Below are 18,020 nucleotides of genomic sequence, written 5' to 3' on the forward strand. Positions count from 1 at the left end.
TAACAAAAAAGCGAGTGAGGTTTTATGCAGGAGCAATTATTAACACAAGTTTTACAGCAACGGTTACGTTTCGCTAAGCGAACTTACCCTGCACAGGCTGCTGTGTTAATCGCCATCACTCAAGAAGAAGATCCAAAAATATTATTAACTCGTCGTTCTGCTTATTTAAAAAATCATGCAGGAGAAGTGTCATTTCCGGGAGGAAAAAGAGACCCAAATGATACCAGTAATATTGTGGTTGCTTTACGTGAGGCTTGGGAAGAAACCGCATTGGATCCTTTTGAAGTGACTTTATTGGGTGATTTACCTATGGAGCGCGCAAAAAGTGGTATGTCTGTTAAGCCTGTGGTTGGTTTGATTCCACCAGATTTGAAATTAATTGCACAACCAACTGAAATTGATCGTATTTTTTATGCACCTTTAAGAAAGCTAATGGAGTCTCAGCCGATTCCTTATGAGGTACGATTAGCTCATCAGTCCGTTTATTTTCCAAGTTTAAGAGTTGAAAATGAAATTGTGTGGGGGCTTACGGCACGTATTTTAATTTCATTATTTCAGTATGGTTTGAATTATCAAAAAAATTGGCCATTTTTATTAAATTCACCAACTTTTCGTTCAAGAGTAATGAATAAAAAATAGCAACATTTTAACTAAAGGAATTGCATAAAATGATGTATAAATTTAAGGGATATGCTCCAAAAGCGCTACATGTACCTTTTGATGGTTGGGTTGCACCGAATGCAACCGTTATTGGGCAAGTTGAACTAGGGCAAAAAGTCAGTATATGGTTTGGTGCAGTGGTGCGAGGAGATAACAGTTGTATTCGTATTGGAGATTTTAGTAATGTACAAGAAAATGCAGTATTACATACAGATGCGGGTATTGAATTAAATATAGGGGAATACGTTACGATTGGTCATCAGGCGATGCTGCATGGTTGTACCATTGGAAATAATAGCTTGATTGGAATTAATGCAGTTGTTTTAAATCATGCTGTGATTGGGAAAAATTGTATTATTGGTGCAAATGCTTTGGTGCCTGAAGGTAAAGTGATCCCTGATAATTCTTTGGTGGTTGGTTCTCCTGCTCGTGTGATTAAAACTTTAGATGATCAGGCTGAGATTCGTTTGAAAATGAGTGCGATGCATTATGCTGAACATTTTCAAGATTTTGTAAATTTAGAAGAAGTACATTTTTAACTCTATGCAATCACGCAATAGATGGATGCAGATTAGACCAAGTTTTGACTTGGTTTTTTTATGTCAGATCAATGAATCTGGACAGAAATGGTCGCACGAAGTAAATGAGTGGAGTATTATAGTCAGCATTTTTAAGATAGGTTAATTGTGCATGAAATTGCTGGCATTGGAAACTGCCAATGAGCAGTGTTCCGTTTCGATAGTTGATGAAACTAAAACACTTTTTTTTCAACTTGATACGCGGGCAAAGGCACAAACTCAAACCATTTTGCCAATGATAGAGCAAGGTTTTGAGCAAACACAAACGCAAAATTCTGATTTAACTGTTATTGCTTTTAGTCGTGGTCCTGGCTCATTTAGTGGTGTACGTATTAATGCCGCAGTCACGCAGGCTTTGGCTTGGGCAAATGATATTCCTGTGATTCCTGTATCTACTTTACAAGCTTTAGCACAAGCAGCTTATCGTTTATTGGGTTTAGCTGAGGTTTCTGCTGTGCTTGACGCACGTATGAAAGAAGTCTATATGGCAAGTTTTCGTTTAAATGAAAATAACATTATGCAACTTGTAGATGAAGAAAAATTACTAGATTATCAGCAAGCTTCTGACTATCAAAAATTTACCTTGGTGGGTTCTGGTTCAGCTTTAGTTAAGCCTGATGCAATAGAATTTCAAGGTTTAGTTGCGAATGCTGAAGATATTGCAACGATCGCACGTCAGCATGCTTTACAACAAGATTGGCTGAGTGCTGAATTAGCATTGCCTGTTTATTTGCGTGACGATGCGTGGAAAAAAATTCCAGAACAAGGTAAACCTTAATTTTTAGGATTGAATATGGATCTTTTACTGCTCTTAAAAGCAGCGATTATGGGAATTGTTGAAGGGATCACAGAATTCCTTCCAATCTCAAGTACAGGGCATTTAATTCTTGCATCAGAATTAATGAATTTTTGGACCAAAGAAAAAAGTGATGTTTTTGTCATTGCAATTCAAATGGGGGCGATTGCAGCCGTTATTTATGAATATTGGGCAAAACTTTGGGGAGCGGCAACAGGGCTAGTTTCTGGTGAACCTAAAGGTCGCCATTTAGGAATTAGTTTAATTCTTGCTTCGATCCCGATTATGCTGGTTGGGCTCACATTTGGTCAGACAGTAAAAGCATATTTATTTAATGATATTTCAATTGCGCTTGGCTTGATTATTGGTGGTTTAATCATTTGGTGGGTAGAGAAAAATCCACCGAAAGTAAATGCACAAGAAGTTGAAAATATTTCAATTAAAGAAGCTATTTATATTGGTTTAATCCAAGTGTTAGCTTTAGTGCCAGGTACATCACGTTCAGGTGCAACGATTATTGGCGCGATGATGTTGGGTGTATCACGTAAAGCAGCGACTGAGTTTTCATTTTTCTTAGGTATTCCTGTCATTGTGGGTGCAGGGCTGCTTGATTTATATCAAAGTTATCATGTATTCCAAGGTACTCAAGATTGGGTTGTATTGGCTTTTGGTACATTGGTTTCTTTTGTTTCAGCTTTGATCTTGATTCGAGTCCTCGTTGCTTATGTAGCGAAGCGTGATTTCATGGTTTTTGCTTGGTATCGTATTGCATCAGGTTTGATTATTTTGTTATTTGCATTAACAGGTTGGAAATTATGGTAAGCGAAATTCGCTTATTTACCGAAACCACATTTTTTGAGAAAGCACAGTCTTACCAGTCTGTGCTTTCTTTACGTGGAGTGTTGGTAAATATTGAAGTGATTGAAAAGTTAAATGCTCGCTTTCTTCGTTTAAATCCAGAAATTGCTTTATGTGTAGATGAGTCAGGACTGAGTTTATGTGCGAATGGCATGAAAATGCAGCCTGATTGGAAAGCTGAAATTCCACGCTTAAAACGTGCGAGTTTAAAGTCGGAAATGATTGCACGTGCTTGTAACTTATCTGAAAAGCCTCAGCTTTTGGATGCAACAGCAGGTTTAGGTCATGATAGTTTATTATTGGCGAGTTTAGGGGCTGAGGTGACTTTAGTTGAGCGTCATCCTATTCTATTTACCTTACTGGAAGACAGCAAAGCACAAGCTGAAAATGATCCATTTTTAGCAAAAGTTGTTGCTCGGATTCATTTGGTTTTTTCTGATTCTGGCGATTATTTACAACAGCAAATTGATCAAAATAATCATGTCGATGTTATTTATCTAGATCCAATGTTTCCACAGCGTGACCAAAATCAACAAGCTGTAAAAAAACAAGCACAAGTCAAAAAACAAATGCAATTGTTGCATTTATTATTGCCTGAAGATGGAGAGATGGATTTAGGAGATCATCTTTTAGTCTTAGCACAAGATATTGCGAAGCGAGTTGTGGTAAAAAGACCAAGGCTTGCTGTATTTTTAAACGATCAACAACCTAACCATCAATGGCAAGGCGATGCTTGTCGTTTTGACGCTTATTTCAATGTCTAGCTCAGTCACTTGGTCACTTCTGGGGGAGTTTGGTAACTGCCTCAAAAAACATCAGAAAATTGGTATATAGTTGAAATACACATTGATAATATTTTAAGCAAGCATAAACTAGCTATGCTGATTTAAGTCACCTGCAATTATAGAATCTTTATGATAGACCTCAAACCCTCAATTAATTTTTGGCATGATTTCAAAAGTAATCAGCGTGCGGGACTTTGGTTATTTTTAGGGTCACGTAAGTCTTTACAAATTGTACGTCCTTCAATATTACAGTTGATTTTTTGGGGAGTTTTGGGTGGTTGTGCAAACAGTTTATTTAGTTGGTTAGTTGCTGGAGATGGCGGTGTTTTTAATCGACAAGGTTTAATTAGCTACGCTTTATGGCCTTTTATTGCTTTAATTGTCGGGATTTTTCTATCACAACGTACTGAAAACCCACGTTTAATGTTAGTACCCGCCTTGTTATGGTTGGTTTTAGATACACATATTGCATTTTTGCAAAGTTTTATTCAGTTTTTAGGTTCTTTAGAATATTTACCTGATTTTACTTATGATTATTTGCCCATTATTTTTATGGTGCTTTTTGTTTGGCAAAGTTTAGCTGTTGTCTGGGTTTTTGCACGTGAATTACAATGGCCATGGTGGGAACGTGCGCTCATTATGTTGGCAACTTTATTTACTTTAGTTGTTTGGCAAATGTCAGTCAAAGATCAACCGATTTGGAAGGTTGAAGAAAGCCCTGCAACTTTTGCAGAAAATGCTTTTTATGCGCAAAGTCGTGTTTTAAATAAAGCTTTAGATCAAATTCAATATGGCGAGTTTGCACAAACACATTGGTATTTTCTTGGTGTAGCAGGTGTAGGTTATCAAGATGTATTTAAATATGAAATCGAACGGATTAAAGAGCAGTTTGATACACGTTTTGGTACCTTTGGACGTTCGATTGAACTGATTAATAACCCTGCTACACGTACTACGATTCCTTTAGCATCTAAAACCAGTATGGAGCTGGCTTTACGTCGTATTGGACAGCAAATGAATCGTGAAAGTGATGTGTTATTTTTATATATGACATCGCATGGCTTGCAAAATCAATTTGAAATGGAAAATGATCCATTAGATTTAAATGATGTTGATCCAAAATGGTTAAGAGATACCCTAGATAAATCGGGGATTCGTTGGAAAGTTATCGTTATTTCTGCATGTTATTCAGGGAGTTTTATTCCTGCTTTACAAGCACCTGATACTTTAATTATTACTGCATCGGCAGCAGATCGTGCTTCATTTGGCTGTTCAAATGAAGCAGATTATACATATTTTGGTCGAGCGTTTTTCGATCAGGCAATGCGTGAGCAAACAACCCTCAAAGCCGCGTTTCAACAAGCAGCCGAAACTGTTGGAAAATGGGAAAGTGCTCAAGGTTTTGAGCCTTCTGAACCACAATGGGTGATGGGGAAAAATATTGAATTAGTTTTACCACAGCTTGAGCAACATTTATTTCCTCAAACTAATTCACAAGCCGTTGTTGATGTAGAACATATGAATAGCCATGAGAAAAAAACAGCTCAGGTAATTCCTGTAACCACACAATAGGATAGGAAATGATATGGAACTTTTACAAAAAAATAAGTGTTTTGATGGCGAACAACGAATTTATCAAACAACTTCAAAATCTTTAAAGCAAGTCAGTAAGTTTGGGGTCTTTTTACCGCCACAAGCATTAAAAATGCAAAAATGTCCTGCTGCGATTTATTTAGCAGGTTTAACCTGTACCGAAGAAACATTTGTGATTAAAGCACATGCACAGCGTTTGGCTGCGCAGTTGGGGCTGATTTTAATTAGTCCAGATACTTCGCCACGTGGTGATGACGTAGAACAGGGCGATTCTTGGGATATTGGTCAAAGTGCTGGTTTTTATTTAGATGCAATACAACAACCTTGGGCTGAACATTTTCAAATGGAGTCTTATTTAGTCAAAGAGTTATATCCTTTGTTAATGAAAGAATTCCCGATTGCTGAACAAAAGGTTGGTATTTTTGGGCATTCTATGGGAGGACATGGCGCGCTGACTTTAGCATGGAAATATCCTGAGAAATTTAGTTCTGTCTCTGCATTTGCTCCAATTTGTGAGCCTAGTGCTTGTCCTTGGGGAGAAAAGGCTTTTTCAAATTATTTAGGAGCAGATCAAACTGAATGGGCAAAGCACGATGCAACTCAGTTGGTGTTGAATAAAGGTGCTTTGTTTAGTGAGGTTCTGATTGATCAAGGCTTAAATGATCAATTTTATAGTCAATTACATCCTGAAAACTATCAAGCCGCTTGTCATAAAGTTGGGCAAAAACTAACATTACGTATGCATGATGGCTATGATCATGGCTATTTTTTCATTCAAAGCTTTATCGATGAACATTTACAGTTTCATGCTTTGCAATTACAAAAATAACGAATAGATCCAATACAGTGAATAAGATAGTTTGTATTATTTTATTCACTGTGTCGTATTTTAAATGACATTATGCGTATAGTTTATTTTAAGTTCAAAAGTAGCTAAACTGCTTTTGATTTATTTTATTGAATCCTTCTTTTGGTGTCTTGTGACAGTCACATATTAAAAATAAGAGATAATTATGCAAGAACAAATACCTCCACCATTTCCAAGCCAAGGTGGTTTAGATTTAACGAAAACCTCCGACCCTTTCTCTGATCATTCAAGTAATACCACCTCAAATCCTTCAGCGCAGGGGCGAGTTTATCGCTTCAAGTTTCATGGCGATGCGATGGAGTATTTTGGTATCTGGATCGTTAATATTTTATTAACAATTGTGACTTTGAGTTTATATGCACCGTGGGCAAAAGTACGCCGTCTACGTTATTTTTATGGTAATACTGAATTTTTTAGACGACGTTTTGACTTTACAGGTGTACCGAAAAAAATTCTGATTGGGCGTTTGATTGCACTTGGGATTTATGGCGCAATTTCGGCTATTTCTCAATATTCGATGACCGCAACTTTGATTGGTTTTATCGTGCTTTATTTGGCTGTGCCATGGTTGATTCGTGCAACCATTCGTTTTACTGCGCGAAATAGTAAATATGCCAATAGTCGATTTTATTTTGCAGGTACAACCAAACAAGCCTATGGTGTTTTTTTGAAATGTGTTGCGATTTATATTTTCACCTTAGGTTTATTTTTTCCTGTTTTGATTTGGTTATATAAAAGTTATTGTATTAATAATCTATATGCAGGACAGTTAAAATTTAAATTACAAGCAGATTGGTCAGCCTATATGGGCGCTGTTTATATTCCTGTATTTATGTTTATGGGTTTATTAATGGTTGTCGGAATTATTTCTAGCGTGTTTGGTGCTTTATCAAATCCACAAGCTTTTCTTGCAGTTTTTGGGGTTGTGTATGTCATTGCAGGCTTGTTCATATTTCCTTTAATGAGTGCTCGTATTTTTATGACGACATGGAATAACACGATTATTGGTAATAGTAAATTTGAAACGGATTGCAACCAATGGCGTTATGCTTGGATTGTTGGTACAAATTGGATTGCTAAAATTTTCTCTTTAGGTTTGATGTCAGCTTGGGCTGCTATTCGTCTTTATCGATATCAAATTGATTCTTTAAGTTTAGTACTCCTTGATGATCCAGACCAAATGATGAATTTAGCACAAGCAGATCATAGTGCTTTAGCAGAAGAAATCAGTGATATTTTTGACATTGATGTTTCACTTTAATTGAATGAGCTAATAATCAGATGATGCAATCTGTACAGGTAATTTTTTATGATGGTGTTGTGTCAAAGCCACACCAAGCTGAGGTTTTTGCGATAGATGATGAACATATTCAAGTTCGTTATGCTGAGCAAACACGAAACTATTCTTATGCTGATATGCAGTTGATAGGTGCTTTAGGGCAGCTAAAACCTGTAGTTGAGTTAAAGGATGATGCTCGCATTGAGTTTCAAGACCATTTACCTGATTGGTTTCAGATTGCACCTAAAAAAATTTATGGCTCGATTTGGAAATTGGAACGTTCTCCTTCGCTTATTTTGTTTAGTGTCATTTTTGTGGTGTTTTTTGGCTTTGCTTTAGTAAAATGGGGCATTCCAAGCGCTTCACATTATATTGCTTTTCAATTGCCTAAAAATAGTATGCAGCGTTTAGGCGATGAAGCTGAAAAATATGTCAATGAATATTGGACTGAACCGACAAAGTTGAGTAAAGAGCAACAAGAACAAATTCGACAGCAATACCTCAAACAAATAGCAGAAGGACAACCTGCCAAACTTGTATTTAGAAAGGGAACACGATTAGGTGCGAACGCGATTGCATTGCCAAATAATACAATTTTAGTGACGGATGAGTTGGTTGAGTTGGCACATAGTGACCAAGAAATTTTAGGGGTTTTAGCCCATGAGCAAGGGCATTTAATCGAACGCCATAGTTTGCAACAAGGTTTATCTAGTCTAGGGATCAGCATATTATATATTGCGATTACAGGGGACAGTTCAGATTTATTTTCATCCTTACCTACAGCAATGTTAGGCGCAAAATATTCACGTAAATTTGAGCAAGAAGCTGATTTATATGCATTGAAATTAATGGATCGTCAACATATTGAAGTTGCGCATTTTGCTAATTTTTTACAAAGATTAAGCGATGAATATGAAAAAGAAGAAGGAACAGCCACGCAACAAAAAGATCAAAAACAAAAGAAAAATGAACAATCTGAAAAAGATGATCAATTTTCTCAAGTATCTGAAATCTTTGAGTCACATCCTGCAACTGCAAAACGTATTCAAATGGTCAGAGACTTTGAAAAACAACAGAAAAAGTCTCCTTAACCTCATGGGATCTTTATTTTTATATCGAAATAAACATCAAGCTTGCCATTAAGCTTGATGTTGCCACTGTACACTAAACTCTTGTTGTGCCATGCGATTGAGATGATCTAAGATCACTTGCTCTAAACGGCTATAATCTTCACGATCTGTACGTAATTCTACGAATAACTGTTGTGCTTCAGGTGTCAGTACAACAGTTGCATCAGGCATGAAAATACTCAAATTTTCTTCAGTTTCGGCAACTTCAAATTTATGTTTCCAGTGGTTGAGTAGACGTTTTGCAATGCGTTTAGCGTCATCTGTTGAAATAATAGTATTGCTTTTCATTCTCATTTGCTCCATGTTGAGTTGATAAACTAACAAAAACAACGTGTAAAATGTGTTGCATAAATGGAACGCTTCGTTACAGATTTGCGATGATCTCATTGAAATTGTCCATTTTTCATGTCTTTTAGCAATGTGTCTGTGGAAGTTTGCTATAATTTCATGATTCCATATTTATCGCTAGGTTGATCCATGTCCAAGCCATTTTTGATTGCACCTTCAATTTTATCTGCTGATTTTGCTCGCTTAGGTGAGGAAGTTGAAAATGTACTTGCAGCAGGTGCTGATGTTGTTCATTTCGATGTAATGGATAATCATTATGTACCCAATTTAACTTTTGGTGCAGGTGTATGTAAGGCATTGAAAAAATATGGAATTAAAGCTCCAATTGATGTGCATCTGATGGTATCGCCTGTAGATCGTATGATTGGTGATTTTCTTGAAGCGGGTGCAGATATCATCACCTTTCATCCAGAAGCGACTGATCATATTGACCGTTCATTACAATTGATTAAAGATGGTGGAGCAAAAGCAGGTTTAGTTTTTAATCCAGCAACTCCTTTGCATTATCTTGATTATGTTTTAGATAAAGTTGATCAAGTGTTATTGATGAGTGTAAACCCTGGTTTTGGTGGGCAGAAATTTATTCCAATGACTTTGGATAAATTACGTCAAGCACGTAAAATTATTGATGCTTCAGGACGCGATATTCGCTTAGAAGTAGATGGTGGTGTAACGCCTGCAAATATCCGTGAAATTGCTGAAGCAGGTGCGGATATGTTTGTGGCAGGCTCAGCAATTTTTGGTAAACCAGATTATCAAGCAGTCATTAATGAAATGCGCGCTGAACTGGCTTTAGTTGGCGCTCAAAAAGCGTAATCAATTGATGGTTGAGCTTTAAAAAGCGATATTATTTTTTATAAATTTTAAGAAAGAACTCATCTGAGTTCTTTTTTATTATGAGCATTTTATTCAAGCTATTGATTTTAAAATTTCAACATAGATTTTAAACCTTTCATCTATACACAAAGAAATATTTTATGGATGTGTGAAGTAGGTTTGCGCATTGCATGATAGTTGTATATGCTTAAATCGAATTTGGTTTTCCTTTGATAAACATGTTGACGCAACTCTGCAAACAGGCTTGGTTTGTTTTGCTGATGGTTTTTGCCATTGGCTGGGGTGGTGTGTCTATGGCTTCTGTAAAAACCATGCAAATGGGTATGCAGATGCAACATCAACAGGATTCACAACAAAATTTACAAAATCAGTCAAACAATCATCCAAATGAACAGCGTTCTCATGCACAGATGATGCAGGGCATGTCTGTGCAGGAGATGAAAAATCATTGCACAGATCTGCAACAGCAAGCCATGTCTGATGCTGCGCAGAATCATGATCAGAGCCATGATCAGCAGATGCAAAATCTGAAAGCTTGTCATGCACAGTTGGTTCAGAGCAAACAGTTACAGCATGACTGTCAGGAATGTACGCTGTATTCGTGTCAGTCTTCCATCGTGTGGTTTAATGCGGACATTCCTCAGTTGAGTCCGCCTGAACATTTACAAAACCGCAATGTGATTTCCATTGCTTACCAAGCTCAGCACCTTGCAGGGTATTGGCAGGAAATTCTACGTCCTCCTAAAGCTTAACCCGTTTTTCCGAAGCATTATTTTCAAAATAATTTCAGAAATTTAGGTTGAGTTATGTCTATTCAATTTTCAAAAAGCGTTATTGTCGCTGTAGCTGTGTTGTCTTCAACATGGAGTTTTGCAGCTGTTAAGGAATATCACCTGAACATTGATGAAGGAATGGTCAATGTCACAGGCAAAGCGGTCAAACGCATCACCGTCAATGGCAAGTTTCCCGCCCCTTTACTTGAGTTTGAGGAAGGCGATGATGCAGTCATCCATGTGCATAATAATTTAAAAAATCAGGATTCTTCAATCCATTGGCATGGGCTGTTATTGCCAGGCATTATGGATGGCGTTCCGGGCTTTAATGGTTTTAACGGGATTCGACCGCAAGGTGATTTTGTCTATAAATTCAAGGTCCGACAAAGTGGAACCTATTGGTATCACGCGCATTCCAAAGGTCAGGAACAGGATGGTTTATATGGCGCTTTGGTGATTTATCCAAAGGACAAAAAGCCACTCGCTGCACATGAACAAACCGAGCGTGACTATGTGGTGATGCTGTCCGATTTTCATGACAAAACCAGTGATCAAATTCAAAAAGATCTGAAAATTTCGGCTGAATATTATCAAGATCGGCGTGAAACTTTGGGCGATGTATGGAAGCAAGTGCAACGTGATGGTGTCAAAGCTACATGGTCTGACCGCAAAATGTGGAATCAGATGCGCATGCTGAAAACAGATTTGTCTGATGTCACGGGCTATACTTTTTTGATCAATGGCAAAACCCCTGAACAAAACTGGACAGGCATGTTTAAACCAAATGAAAAAGTCCGTTTGCGCTTTATCAATGCCTCAGCCATGTCCTTTTTTGATGTACGTATTCCGAACTTAAAAATGACGGTAGTTGGTGCAGATGGTCAGCCTGTACAGCCTGTGCCTGTGGATGAGTTCCGTATAGGGACAGCCGAAACTTATGATGTGGTGGTTGAACCGAAGACTGGACATTATCAGATTGAAGCAGAGTCGATTGACCGTTCAGGTTTTGCCATTGGGACGTTGCACAATGAATTGACAGAAAATACGCATGGCATTCATCTGCCACAAGCACGTCCTCGTGCCATTTTAAATATGGCAGATATGGGGCATGGCAGTGCTGATATGCAAGGTATGGATCATTCGAAGATGGATCACTCACAACATCAACCAACAGCGACAAAAAAATCTGATGCTGTGGTCGAAGGCTGGGCAAATGCATCGACCCCGCAAGGTGATAAAGCGTTGCAATATAGCGACCTGAAATCCTTAACCCCACAACCTGATACCCGTGAAGCGACAAGTGAATTGGTGATTCGTTTGGGCGGAACGATGGAGCGGTATATCTGGACGATTAATGGTAAAAAATTTAGCGATGCTGAACCTTTAAAAGTGAAGTATGGCGAGCGTATTCGCATCAAATTTATCAATGACAGTATGATGGCGCACCCGATGCATTTACATGGCATGTTTATGCAACTGGAAAATGGTCAGCCTGCGGTCGATATGCCGAATAAGCACACCATTGTTGTACCTCCTGCAAAAACGGTGACTGCATTATTAACAGCGGATGAACTGGGAGAATGGGCGATTCATTGTCATTTGCTTTATCACATGAGCGCAGGAATGATGAATAAACTGATTGTTGCCAATGTTTCCGAGGGAGAAACCACCACCACACCGATTCAAAAAGCTATGACAAACACTTCGAATCAAGCTGAACAGCAAGGAGATCAACATGCACACCACTAAGTTATTTCCGCATACTGTTTTGGCAAGTTCATTATTGATGATGAGTAGTTGGGCAATGGCGGATGAAGGGCATAACATGATGTCAGCATCGCCAACCACAACGACGCCAAATAGTGAAATGGTGGATCACTCGCAAATGAATCATACGCAGATGGATCATTCAAAAATAGATCATTCACAGCATCAGCAACATCAGAATCCTGCGGTATCTACTGAAAATCGTACAGCACATCAAGGACATGATCATCGTAAGGAACATGGCGCACAGATTTATGCCATCAGTACGGTAGATACAAAATGGCTGGTCAATGAAGATGGTGAAGGTGCATTAAAGTCCGAGATCGAAACCCGAATCGGGACGGATGAAAATAAGCTCTTTATTAAGATTCATACAGATAAAGCGGAATCTCATGATGCGCACTTTGATGCCAAAGTATTATATAGCCGTATGATTACAGATTTTTGGGATGTTCAGACAGGTGTTCGTTACCGATCTCAAAAGGTCGAGTTGGATCATCATGTTAAAGATAGTGAAGAACAACTCGATGCGGTGATCGGCTTGCATGGTATGGCGCCGTATTTCTTTGAAACCGATGCTTATTTTTATGCAGGAGAAGACCATTATTCAGGAATGAGTCTGGAAACCGAACGAGATTTGCTGTTGACGCAAAAACTGATTTTTAAACCCTATTTGGATCTCGATGTGGTTTTCAGTGATGATTCTAAATATACAAAAAAATCGGGTTTAAGCAGTCTGAGCACAGGCATTGAAACCCGATATGAGATCAGTAAAAAAGTCATGCCGTATCTGGATATTGCCTATGAATACAGTAAGGGCAATGATGAAACACCATGGCAAGTTAAGACTGATGCTGAAAAGAGTTGGCGCTATGGTGCAGGGGTGCGGTTTAAGTTTTAAACTTTCAGTTTGATGTTTTAAAGCTGAAGATGTTTTAGGGTTTTAATTTTTTAAAACCCTACTTTATATAGGTGTATTTTGGGTCAAGATTTGTAAAACACGCTCATTTCTGGGGCAAAATACGTTAGTATGTGTTTATTCAAAGGAGGAACGACCTCCCTTTGTGCGATATCATCAAAATCTGCACCAAGAAAACTCGTCAGGACGACCTGACTCTAATTTAAATTTGGAGCTGGTCATGGCTTGGGTCATTCTTGTTTTTGCAGGCATCTTTGAAATTGTTTGGGCATATACCATGAAAATGTCCGAAGGTTTCACAAAGCTCACCCCGAGCGTCATTACGATTTTCTTTATGATCCTGAGTTTTGGTTTATTGGCTTATGCCATGAAATCATTGCCTTTGGGAACGGCTTATACGATTTGGACAGGAATCGGGGCAATTGGTTCATTCCTTGTTGGTATTTTTATTTTAGGCGAACCTGCCACGGCAATGCGTATGTTGGCGGCGGTACTGATTGTATCGGGTTTGATTCTGATGAAACTGTCTTCTTCTTAAACCCTCTATTTTCTGATCCAAGTTGACTGATGTGGTTAACTTGGATTTTTTTGATTTTAATACATTGATTTTGAGGAGTATTGGTATGGCTTGGGTATTACTTGTGGTGGCGGGTTTATTGGAAGTGGTCTGGGCATACTTTATGAAAGTGTCAGATGGCTTTAGCAAACTCATGCCCAGTATTCTGACCATTGTATTTATGATCGCAAGTTTTGCGCTATTGTCCTATGCCATGAAATCTTTGCCATTGGGTACAGCCTATACCGTTTGGACTGGAATCGGTGCGGTCGGTTCATTTGCCGTCGGTATTTTCTTTTTAGGCGAACCTGCTACTGCCATGCGAATGTTGGCTGCTGTTTTAATCATTTCTGGGTTAGTATTGATGAAGCTCTCATCATCTTAAAGTGTATTTGTTCAAGGAGAAGTCGATGAAATTATCATTTATGGAAATGCCTTCTCCTGTGGGCGTTTTAAAGCTGGTCGCCACGGACACCGCTTTGGTGGCAGTCCTTTGGGAAAATGAAGATCCCAAACGTGTTCGGTTGGCTGAGTTGATTGAAAATACACAGCATCCGATTTTGCTTGAAACGCAAAAGCAGTTGAATGAATATTTTGCAGGGCAGCGTCAAAAGTTTGACGTGCCTTTAGACTTTGAAGGGACAGAGTTTCAACAAAAAGTCTGGCAAGCATTACTCACCATTCCATTTGGAGAAACCCGCAGTTATAAAGACATTGCTGAACAGATCGGCAATGTCAAAGCTGTTCGTGCGGTGGGTGCGGCAAATGGTAAAAATCCGATTTCAATTATTGCGCCGTGTCATCGGGTGGTGGGCGCAAATGGAAAATTAGTTGGCTTTGCAGGTGGCTTGGAGAATAAGAATGTGTTATTAAAGTTGGAGTCAGCATAAATTCTGTACTCCACTTAATATTATCTAATTTTTTAGTTGTTGAATGTATTTGATCGTTTCAGAGTAATCACCAATATTATTTTCATGATAATAGGTTAAGTATTCAATAATATTACGATTTTGATAGTCTGTAGCAGAAAAATCAGCACCTTGATCATGGAACCATTTAATTAAATTTAAATAACCTAAACTTGCGATTTCAAAGATAATAGGTTCTTTTGTAATTTCTGTTTTGTTATCTAGACTGAAGCCTTGATGATATAACCATTCAACACCTTCAAGATCATTTTCCACAGCTAAGAAATGCAAAACTGTTTCACCTATTCTATTTTTAATATTGATGAGCGATGGTTTAATGTGTAATAAATGTGTGGCTTCCTCAAAGTTTTTTGAATAGACAGCATTTCTTAATCTGTACCAATACCCTTTGTCTTCGCCACATTCCCAATATAAAATTTTGTAATTAGTATCCTCTAGTCCAGCTGTATAAGTAATTTTATCAAGGTAAAAACTGATAAAAAAAGCTTCTTGATCATTATATTTTGAGCGATCTAATATTAATAAGCTTTGTGAAAGTTGCTCTAATAAATCTTCCTGAGAGCTTCGATTATTTTTGATTAAGTTAATAAATGTCGTAATTATTAACTTTAAATCATGAATAATATTTGAAGAAATATTTTTTTCTTCTACCTCTGGATCATAAGCTTCTCGATAAATTTCTATAAAATTTTGGGTGAGAAGTTGTTTTAATTTTTCAATAATTATGGTTTTTTCATTTGTCATATGCAGTATATTAGCCCTAATCTTGGTAGGGTAGTGAATTTATTTTTTTAATATATGATGTTTTCTAGAGTCTATTCAATATAATTTTTTAATTAATTTACAAGAAAATTTATTTAACTAGATATCTCACTTTATCCAAAGAGTTTTCTTTCTGTTGTTTTAATTCTTATAATTTTAAATCAAATCATTCAAGCTTCAATGTACTGAAGCTTGAATATCAAGCAAGATTAGAATCGTTTTGGTATTTTCTGTCCACCCTCAATCGGTGAATCCGCATTTTTCAACACACCAAATAACCAAGTTTCAGCATGATTCACCGCAACATTTAAAGCATCACCCAACGCCAGACGACCTGCAATAAAGCTTGCAAGCGAGCAGCCTGAACCATGATATTCACCCTCTAAACGTGGACATTTTGTTTCAGAAATCATTTCACCATTCACATATAAAGCATTACGAATATGGTCAGGCGTGTCTTCATGTCCACCTTTGACCAAGACTGCTTTGGCACCCATTTCAAATAACTTGGCTGTGGCTTTTTCTAAGTCTTGTTCACCTGTTAAAGCACGTAACTCAACGGTATTTGGTGTGAGTACAGTCGCCAATGGAACCAGTTCGACAAAGGCTTTAACCAAAGTTTCCTGATTGCCCAATGAGCCGCCGCTATTTGCGACTAACACAGGGTCAAGCACATATAAATAATCAGGATGTTCACGTAAAAATTCAGCTAAGGCTGCAATATTATCAGTAGTACCTAACATGCCAGATTTGACCGCTTTGATGGGTAAATCCTGAACCACGGCATTGGCTTGTGCCAGCAGTAATTCTTTTGAAGTGGCTTCAAAACCAAAAACCTGTTGCGAGTTTTGAATGGTCAGCGCAGTACAGGCAATTGCTGCATGTGCGCCACTTTGTCCAATGGCTTCAATATCTGCTTGCAAACCTGCGCCACCAGAAGGATCGAGACCAGAAAAACACAATACAGTAGGGCGCACAATGATATCCTTAAATTTATAAATTTGAGTTAGTATAGGCAACTTTAGCAAAACTCTCGACTGTAATTTTGCATCGCTTGAATTTAGTAAAAGGTAAATCTGTGCTTAAAAATATTCTGATTGATTTGGATGGAACATTGACTGATCCTAAAGTCGGTATTACCACTTCGGCACGTTATGGTCTGGCAAAAGTCGGGCATCCGATTCCTGAGTCTGAAAATATCGATTGGATCATTGGTCCACCGCTGAAAGCTTCTTTGGCAAAATTACTTGGTGTTGATGCCAATGATATTTTGGCTGAACAAGCATTACTTGGTTATCGTGAGCGCTTTGCTGTTACAGGTCTATTTGAAAATCATGTTTTTGAAGATGTGGCACAAACGCTTGAAACACTAAAGAATCAAGGCTATCGACTGTTTTTAGCTACAGCAAAACCTGAAATTTATGCACGTCAGATTTTAGATCATTTTAATTTATTACAATATTTTGAATATCCGTATGGTAGTGAACTGAATGGTGAGCGTACTAACAAAGGGGATTTGATCGCTTATATTTTGGAAAAAGAGCAGCTCAAGCCTGAAGAATGTTTAATGGTCGGTGATCGTGAGCATGATATTTTTGGTGCACGTAAACATGGCATTGAAACTATTGCAGTGGAATATGGTTATGGTTCGGCTCAGGAACTGGATGAAGCACAGCCCAAAGCACGAATTAAAACTTTTGCAGCACTTTTACATGTGATTGCCTAAGCGTGACTCAGCAATCACATGTGATAAAAATTAAATATTCAAGAGTTGTTTAATTTGCTGAACCAAATGTGGTGTCGAAATTTGATGATGTGGAATGGTGATACTACGTAGTTGATCGCCACGAAATTTACGATCAACTTCAAGCATGACATGGGTTTGATGTTCTTGAGCGACAAATGAGACTTCAACTTCATTGATTCCACTAAAATGCTGTGTTGGTAAAAATTCAAGCTCTTGGTAACAACCAATGGTAGAAAAATAGTGACCACCACGTAATTGACCTTTTTCTACATCAGCAGTTACTAAAAAGAAGCCACATTGTTGCATGGCTTGTAAAAATGCTTGCATCGCAGGTGTAGGAGCGATGTTTAGATTATCCTTGTCTGTAGCGTCAACCGCCCAATCAATGTCTAAATGGGTATGTAGCCATACACGTGTTTTGTTATGACGACATTGTATTTCGGTGATTGGCGTTTCAAAAGGTAATTGTATAGAAAATGGAAAACTATGTGATTGATTTGCTTGAAGTTCAAAAGCACCACTCACATGCCATTGTTGAATGGTTAAATCTTGGTTAAATTCATGATCACTGCTTTCAACCTCAGCAGAGGTCATGAGTTTCAAATAAATACCATTAATATTTTTATTAGATGCAGCACCTTTAAAAATAATCTCACCATTCACGATTTGACCTGCTTGTGGTGTAGATGTATAGATGCAAGTATTGACTTCAACACCTTGTAAACCAAGGTTAGACATAAGCTTACTGAACATTTTTATAGAAAACCAATATTTAGTGTTGTTAATATGGCTATTGAAATCAGAATTTAAAATCCTGTCAATGCTATGATTGTGT

At 37.8% G+C, this 18,020-nt stretch carries 21 protein-coding genes; 17 read left to right on the forward strand and 4 right to left on the reverse strand.

Features of this window, described 5'->3' with window-relative positions; translation table 11 throughout:
• The first annotated feature begins 24 nt into the window (after positions 1–24).
• From HX124_RS03520 to HX124_RS03560, 9 genes are all read left to right on the forward strand, one after another.
• Positions 25–639 (forward strand): CoA pyrophosphatase, encoded by a 615-nt coding sequence (locus HX124_RS03520; protein WP_107009398.1) that lies wholly within the window; start codon positions 25–27, stop codon positions 637–639.
• 29 nt (positions 640–668) lie between these two features.
• Positions 669–1,199, forward strand: a complete 531-nt coding sequence (locus tag HX124_RS03525; protein ID WP_107009399.1) for a gamma carbonic anhydrase family protein — start codon at positions 669–671, stop codon at positions 1,197–1,199.
• 151 nt (positions 1,200–1,350) lie between these two features.
• On the forward strand, positions 1,351–2,016 hold the full coding sequence (tsaB, locus tag HX124_RS03530) for a tRNA (adenosine(37)-N6)-threonylcarbamoyltransferase complex dimerization subunit type 1 TsaB (RefSeq protein WP_286381973.1): 666 nt from the start codon (positions 1,351–1,353) through the stop codon (positions 2,014–2,016).
• 15 nt (positions 2,017–2,031) lie between these two features.
• The gene (locus tag HX124_RS03535) at positions 2,032–2,856 is read left to right on the forward strand and encodes an undecaprenyl-diphosphate phosphatase (RefSeq protein ID WP_107009401.1); all 825 of its coding nucleotides are present in this window, start codon (positions 2,032–2,034) and stop codon (positions 2,854–2,856) included.
• Complete coding sequence (locus HX124_RS03540) at positions 2,850–3,656, forward strand: class I SAM-dependent methyltransferase (protein WP_502872803.1); 807 nt, start codon at positions 2,850–2,852, stop codon at positions 3,654–3,656. Before HX124_RS03535 ends, HX124_RS03540 begins: the two co-directional genes overlap by 7 nt.
• 150 nt (positions 3,657–3,806) lie before the next feature.
• Positions 3,807–5,249, forward strand: a complete 1,443-nt coding sequence (locus tag HX124_RS03545) for a C13 family peptidase (protein WP_286381974.1) — start codon at positions 3,807–3,809, stop codon at positions 5,247–5,249.
• Positions 5,250–5,262: 13 nt separating this feature from the next.
• Positions 5,263–6,099, forward strand: coding sequence for an S-formylglutathione hydrolase (gene fghA, locus HX124_RS03550; protein ID WP_286381975.1), 837 nt, complete (start codon positions 5,263–5,265; stop codon positions 6,097–6,099).
• Between the two features lie 184 nt (positions 6,100–6,283).
• Positions 6,284–7,399, forward strand: a complete 1,116-nt coding sequence (locus HX124_RS03555) for a YjgN family protein (RefSeq protein ID WP_286381976.1) — start codon at positions 6,284–6,286, stop codon at positions 7,397–7,399.
• A gap of 20 nt (positions 7,400–7,419) precedes the next feature.
• Complete coding sequence (locus HX124_RS03560; protein WP_286381977.1) at positions 7,420–8,508, forward strand: M48 family metallopeptidase; 1,089 nt, start codon at positions 7,420–7,422, stop codon at positions 8,506–8,508.
• A 48-nt stretch (positions 8,509–8,556) separates the two neighbouring features.
• Here the strand turns inward: HX124_RS03560 and HX124_RS03565 are convergent, their stop codons facing one another.
• Positions 8,557–8,835 (reverse strand): DUF2218 domain-containing protein, encoded by a 279-nt coding sequence (locus tag HX124_RS03565; RefSeq protein WP_107009407.1) that lies wholly within the window; start codon positions 8,833–8,835, stop codon positions 8,557–8,559.
• A gap of 189 nt (positions 8,836–9,024) precedes the next feature.
• Between HX124_RS03565 and rpe the strand changes: the two genes are divergently transcribed.
• The 7 genes from rpe to HX124_RS03600 all read left to right on the forward strand — a co-directional run bounded on the left by rpe (position 9,025) and on the right by HX124_RS03600 (position 14,637).
• Entirely contained in the window at positions 9,025–9,711 is a 687-nt protein-coding gene (rpe, locus tag HX124_RS03570; protein WP_286381978.1) for a ribulose-phosphate 3-epimerase, read from the forward strand.
• Positions 9,712–9,950: 239 nt separating this feature from the next.
• Positions 9,951–10,484: a hypothetical protein gene (locus HX124_RS03575; RefSeq protein ID WP_286381979.1), complete on the forward strand. Its 534-nt coding sequence runs from the start codon at positions 9,951–9,953 to the stop codon at positions 10,482–10,484.
• Positions 10,485–10,538: 54 nt separating this feature from the next.
• Positions 10,539–12,254 (forward strand): multicopper oxidase domain-containing protein, encoded by a 1,716-nt coding sequence (locus tag HX124_RS03580; protein ID WP_286381980.1) that lies wholly within the window; start codon positions 10,539–10,541, stop codon positions 12,252–12,254.
• Positions 12,241–13,173, forward strand: coding sequence for a copper resistance protein B (locus HX124_RS03585; RefSeq protein ID WP_286381981.1), 933 nt, complete (start codon positions 12,241–12,243; stop codon positions 13,171–13,173). Before HX124_RS03580 ends, HX124_RS03585 begins: the two co-directional genes overlap by 14 nt.
• A gap of 238 nt (positions 13,174–13,411) precedes the next feature.
• Complete coding sequence (gene sugE, locus HX124_RS03590; RefSeq protein WP_107009411.1) at positions 13,412–13,729, forward strand: quaternary ammonium compound efflux SMR transporter SugE; 318 nt, start codon at positions 13,412–13,414, stop codon at positions 13,727–13,729.
• Between the two features lie 85 nt (positions 13,730–13,814).
• The gene (sugE, locus tag HX124_RS03595; protein WP_107009412.1) at positions 13,815–14,132 is read left to right on the forward strand and encodes a quaternary ammonium compound efflux SMR transporter SugE; all 318 of its coding nucleotides are present in this window, start codon (positions 13,815–13,817) and stop codon (positions 14,130–14,132) included.
• Positions 14,133–14,157: 25 nt separating this feature from the next.
• Complete coding sequence (locus HX124_RS03600; protein ID WP_286381982.1) at positions 14,158–14,637, forward strand: methylated-DNA--[protein]-cysteine S-methyltransferase; 480 nt, start codon at positions 14,158–14,160, stop codon at positions 14,635–14,637.
• Positions 14,638–14,661: 24 nt separating this feature from the next.
• Here HX124_RS03600 and HX124_RS03605 read toward each other — a convergent pair whose 3' ends face one another.
• Positions 14,662–15,420 (reverse strand): ankyrin repeat domain-containing protein, encoded by a 759-nt coding sequence (locus tag HX124_RS03605; protein WP_286381983.1) that lies wholly within the window; start codon positions 15,418–15,420, stop codon positions 14,662–14,664.
• 227 nt (positions 15,421–15,647) lie between these two features.
• Positions 15,648–16,415: a hydroxymethylpyrimidine/phosphomethylpyrimidine kinase gene (locus HX124_RS03610; protein ID WP_286381984.1), complete on the reverse strand. Its 768-nt coding sequence runs from the start codon at positions 16,413–16,415 to the stop codon at positions 15,648–15,650.
• 101 nt (positions 16,416–16,516) lie between these two features.
• Between HX124_RS03610 and HX124_RS03615 the strand changes: the two genes are divergently transcribed.
• Positions 16,517–17,164 carry an HAD-IA family hydrolase gene (locus HX124_RS03615; protein WP_286381985.1) on the forward strand — a complete coding sequence of 216 codons (648 nt, stop codon included), beginning with the start codon at positions 16,517–16,519 and terminating at the stop codon, positions 17,162–17,164.
• A 30-nt stretch (positions 17,165–17,194) separates the two neighbouring features.
• Here HX124_RS03615 and HX124_RS03620 read toward each other — a convergent pair whose 3' ends face one another.
• Positions 17,195–17,938 carry a sporulation protein gene (locus HX124_RS03620; protein WP_286381986.1) on the reverse strand — a complete coding sequence of 248 codons (744 nt, stop codon included), beginning with the start codon at positions 17,936–17,938 and terminating at the stop codon, positions 17,195–17,197.
• Positions 17,939–18,020: the final 82 nt, after the last annotated feature.

The organism is Acinetobacter sp. 226-1 (assembly GCF_030329325.1).
Lineage (GTDB): Bacteria > Pseudomonadota > Gammaproteobacteria > Pseudomonadales > Moraxellaceae > Acinetobacter > Acinetobacter sichuanensis.

Bases quoted from the DNA above. Each gene is read 5' to 3' on its own strand.
- HX124_RS03600 (WP_286381982.1), top strand. From the start codon at position 14,158: ATGAAATTATCATTTATGGAAATGCCTTCTCCTGTGGGCGTTTTAAAG.
- HX124_RS03535 (WP_107009401.1), top strand. From the start codon at position 2,032: ATGGATCTTTTACTGCTCTTAAAAGCAGCGATTATGGGAATTGTTGAA.
- tsaB (WP_286381973.1), top strand. From the start codon at position 1,351: ATGAAATTGCTGGCATTGGAAACTGCCAATGAGCAGTGTTCCGTTTCG.
- HX124_RS03560 (WP_286381977.1), top strand. From the start codon at position 7,420: ATGATGCAATCTGTACAGGTAATTTTTTATGATGGTGTTGTGTCAAAG.
- HX124_RS03620 (WP_286381986.1), bottom strand. From the start codon at position 17,938: ATGTTCAGTAAGCTTATGTCTAACCTTGGTTTACAAGGTGTTGAAGTC.
- HX124_RS03540 (WP_502872803.1), top strand. From the start codon at position 2,850: ATGGTAAGCGAAATTCGCTTATTTACCGAAACCACATTTTTTGAGAAA.
- HX124_RS03545 (WP_286381974.1), top strand. From the start codon at position 3,807: ATGATAGACCTCAAACCCTCAATTAATTTTTGGCATGATTTCAAAAGT.
- HX124_RS03605 (WP_286381983.1), bottom strand. From the start codon at position 15,420: ATGACAAATGAAAAAACCATAATTATTGAAAAATTAAAACAACTTCTC.
- HX124_RS03525 (WP_107009399.1), top strand. From the start codon at position 669: ATGATGTATAAATTTAAGGGATATGCTCCAAAAGCGCTACATGTACCT.
- HX124_RS03580 (WP_286381980.1), top strand. From the start codon at position 10,539: ATGTCTATTCAATTTTCAAAAAGCGTTATTGTCGCTGTAGCTGTGTTG.
- HX124_RS03575 (WP_286381979.1), top strand. From the start codon at position 9,951: ATGTTGACGCAACTCTGCAAACAGGCTTGGTTTGTTTTGCTGATGGTT.
- rpe (WP_286381978.1), top strand. From the start codon at position 9,025: ATGTCCAAGCCATTTTTGATTGCACCTTCAATTTTATCTGCTGATTTT.
- fghA (WP_286381975.1), top strand. From the start codon at position 5,263: ATGGAACTTTTACAAAAAAATAAGTGTTTTGATGGCGAACAACGAATT.
- HX124_RS03565 (WP_107009407.1), bottom strand. From the start codon at position 8,835: ATGAAAAGCAATACTATTATTTCAACAGATGACGCTAAACGCATTGCA.
- sugE (WP_107009412.1), top strand. From the start codon at position 13,815: ATGGCTTGGGTATTACTTGTGGTGGCGGGTTTATTGGAAGTGGTCTGG.
- sugE (WP_107009411.1), top strand. From the start codon at position 13,412: ATGGCTTGGGTCATTCTTGTTTTTGCAGGCATCTTTGAAATTGTTTGG.
- HX124_RS03520 (WP_107009398.1), top strand. From the start codon at position 25: ATGCAGGAGCAATTATTAACACAAGTTTTACAGCAACGGTTACGTTTC.
- HX124_RS03555 (WP_286381976.1), top strand. From the start codon at position 6,284: ATGCAAGAACAAATACCTCCACCATTTCCAAGCCAAGGTGGTTTAGAT.
- HX124_RS03585 (WP_286381981.1), top strand. From the start codon at position 12,241: ATGCACACCACTAAGTTATTTCCGCATACTGTTTTGGCAAGTTCATTA.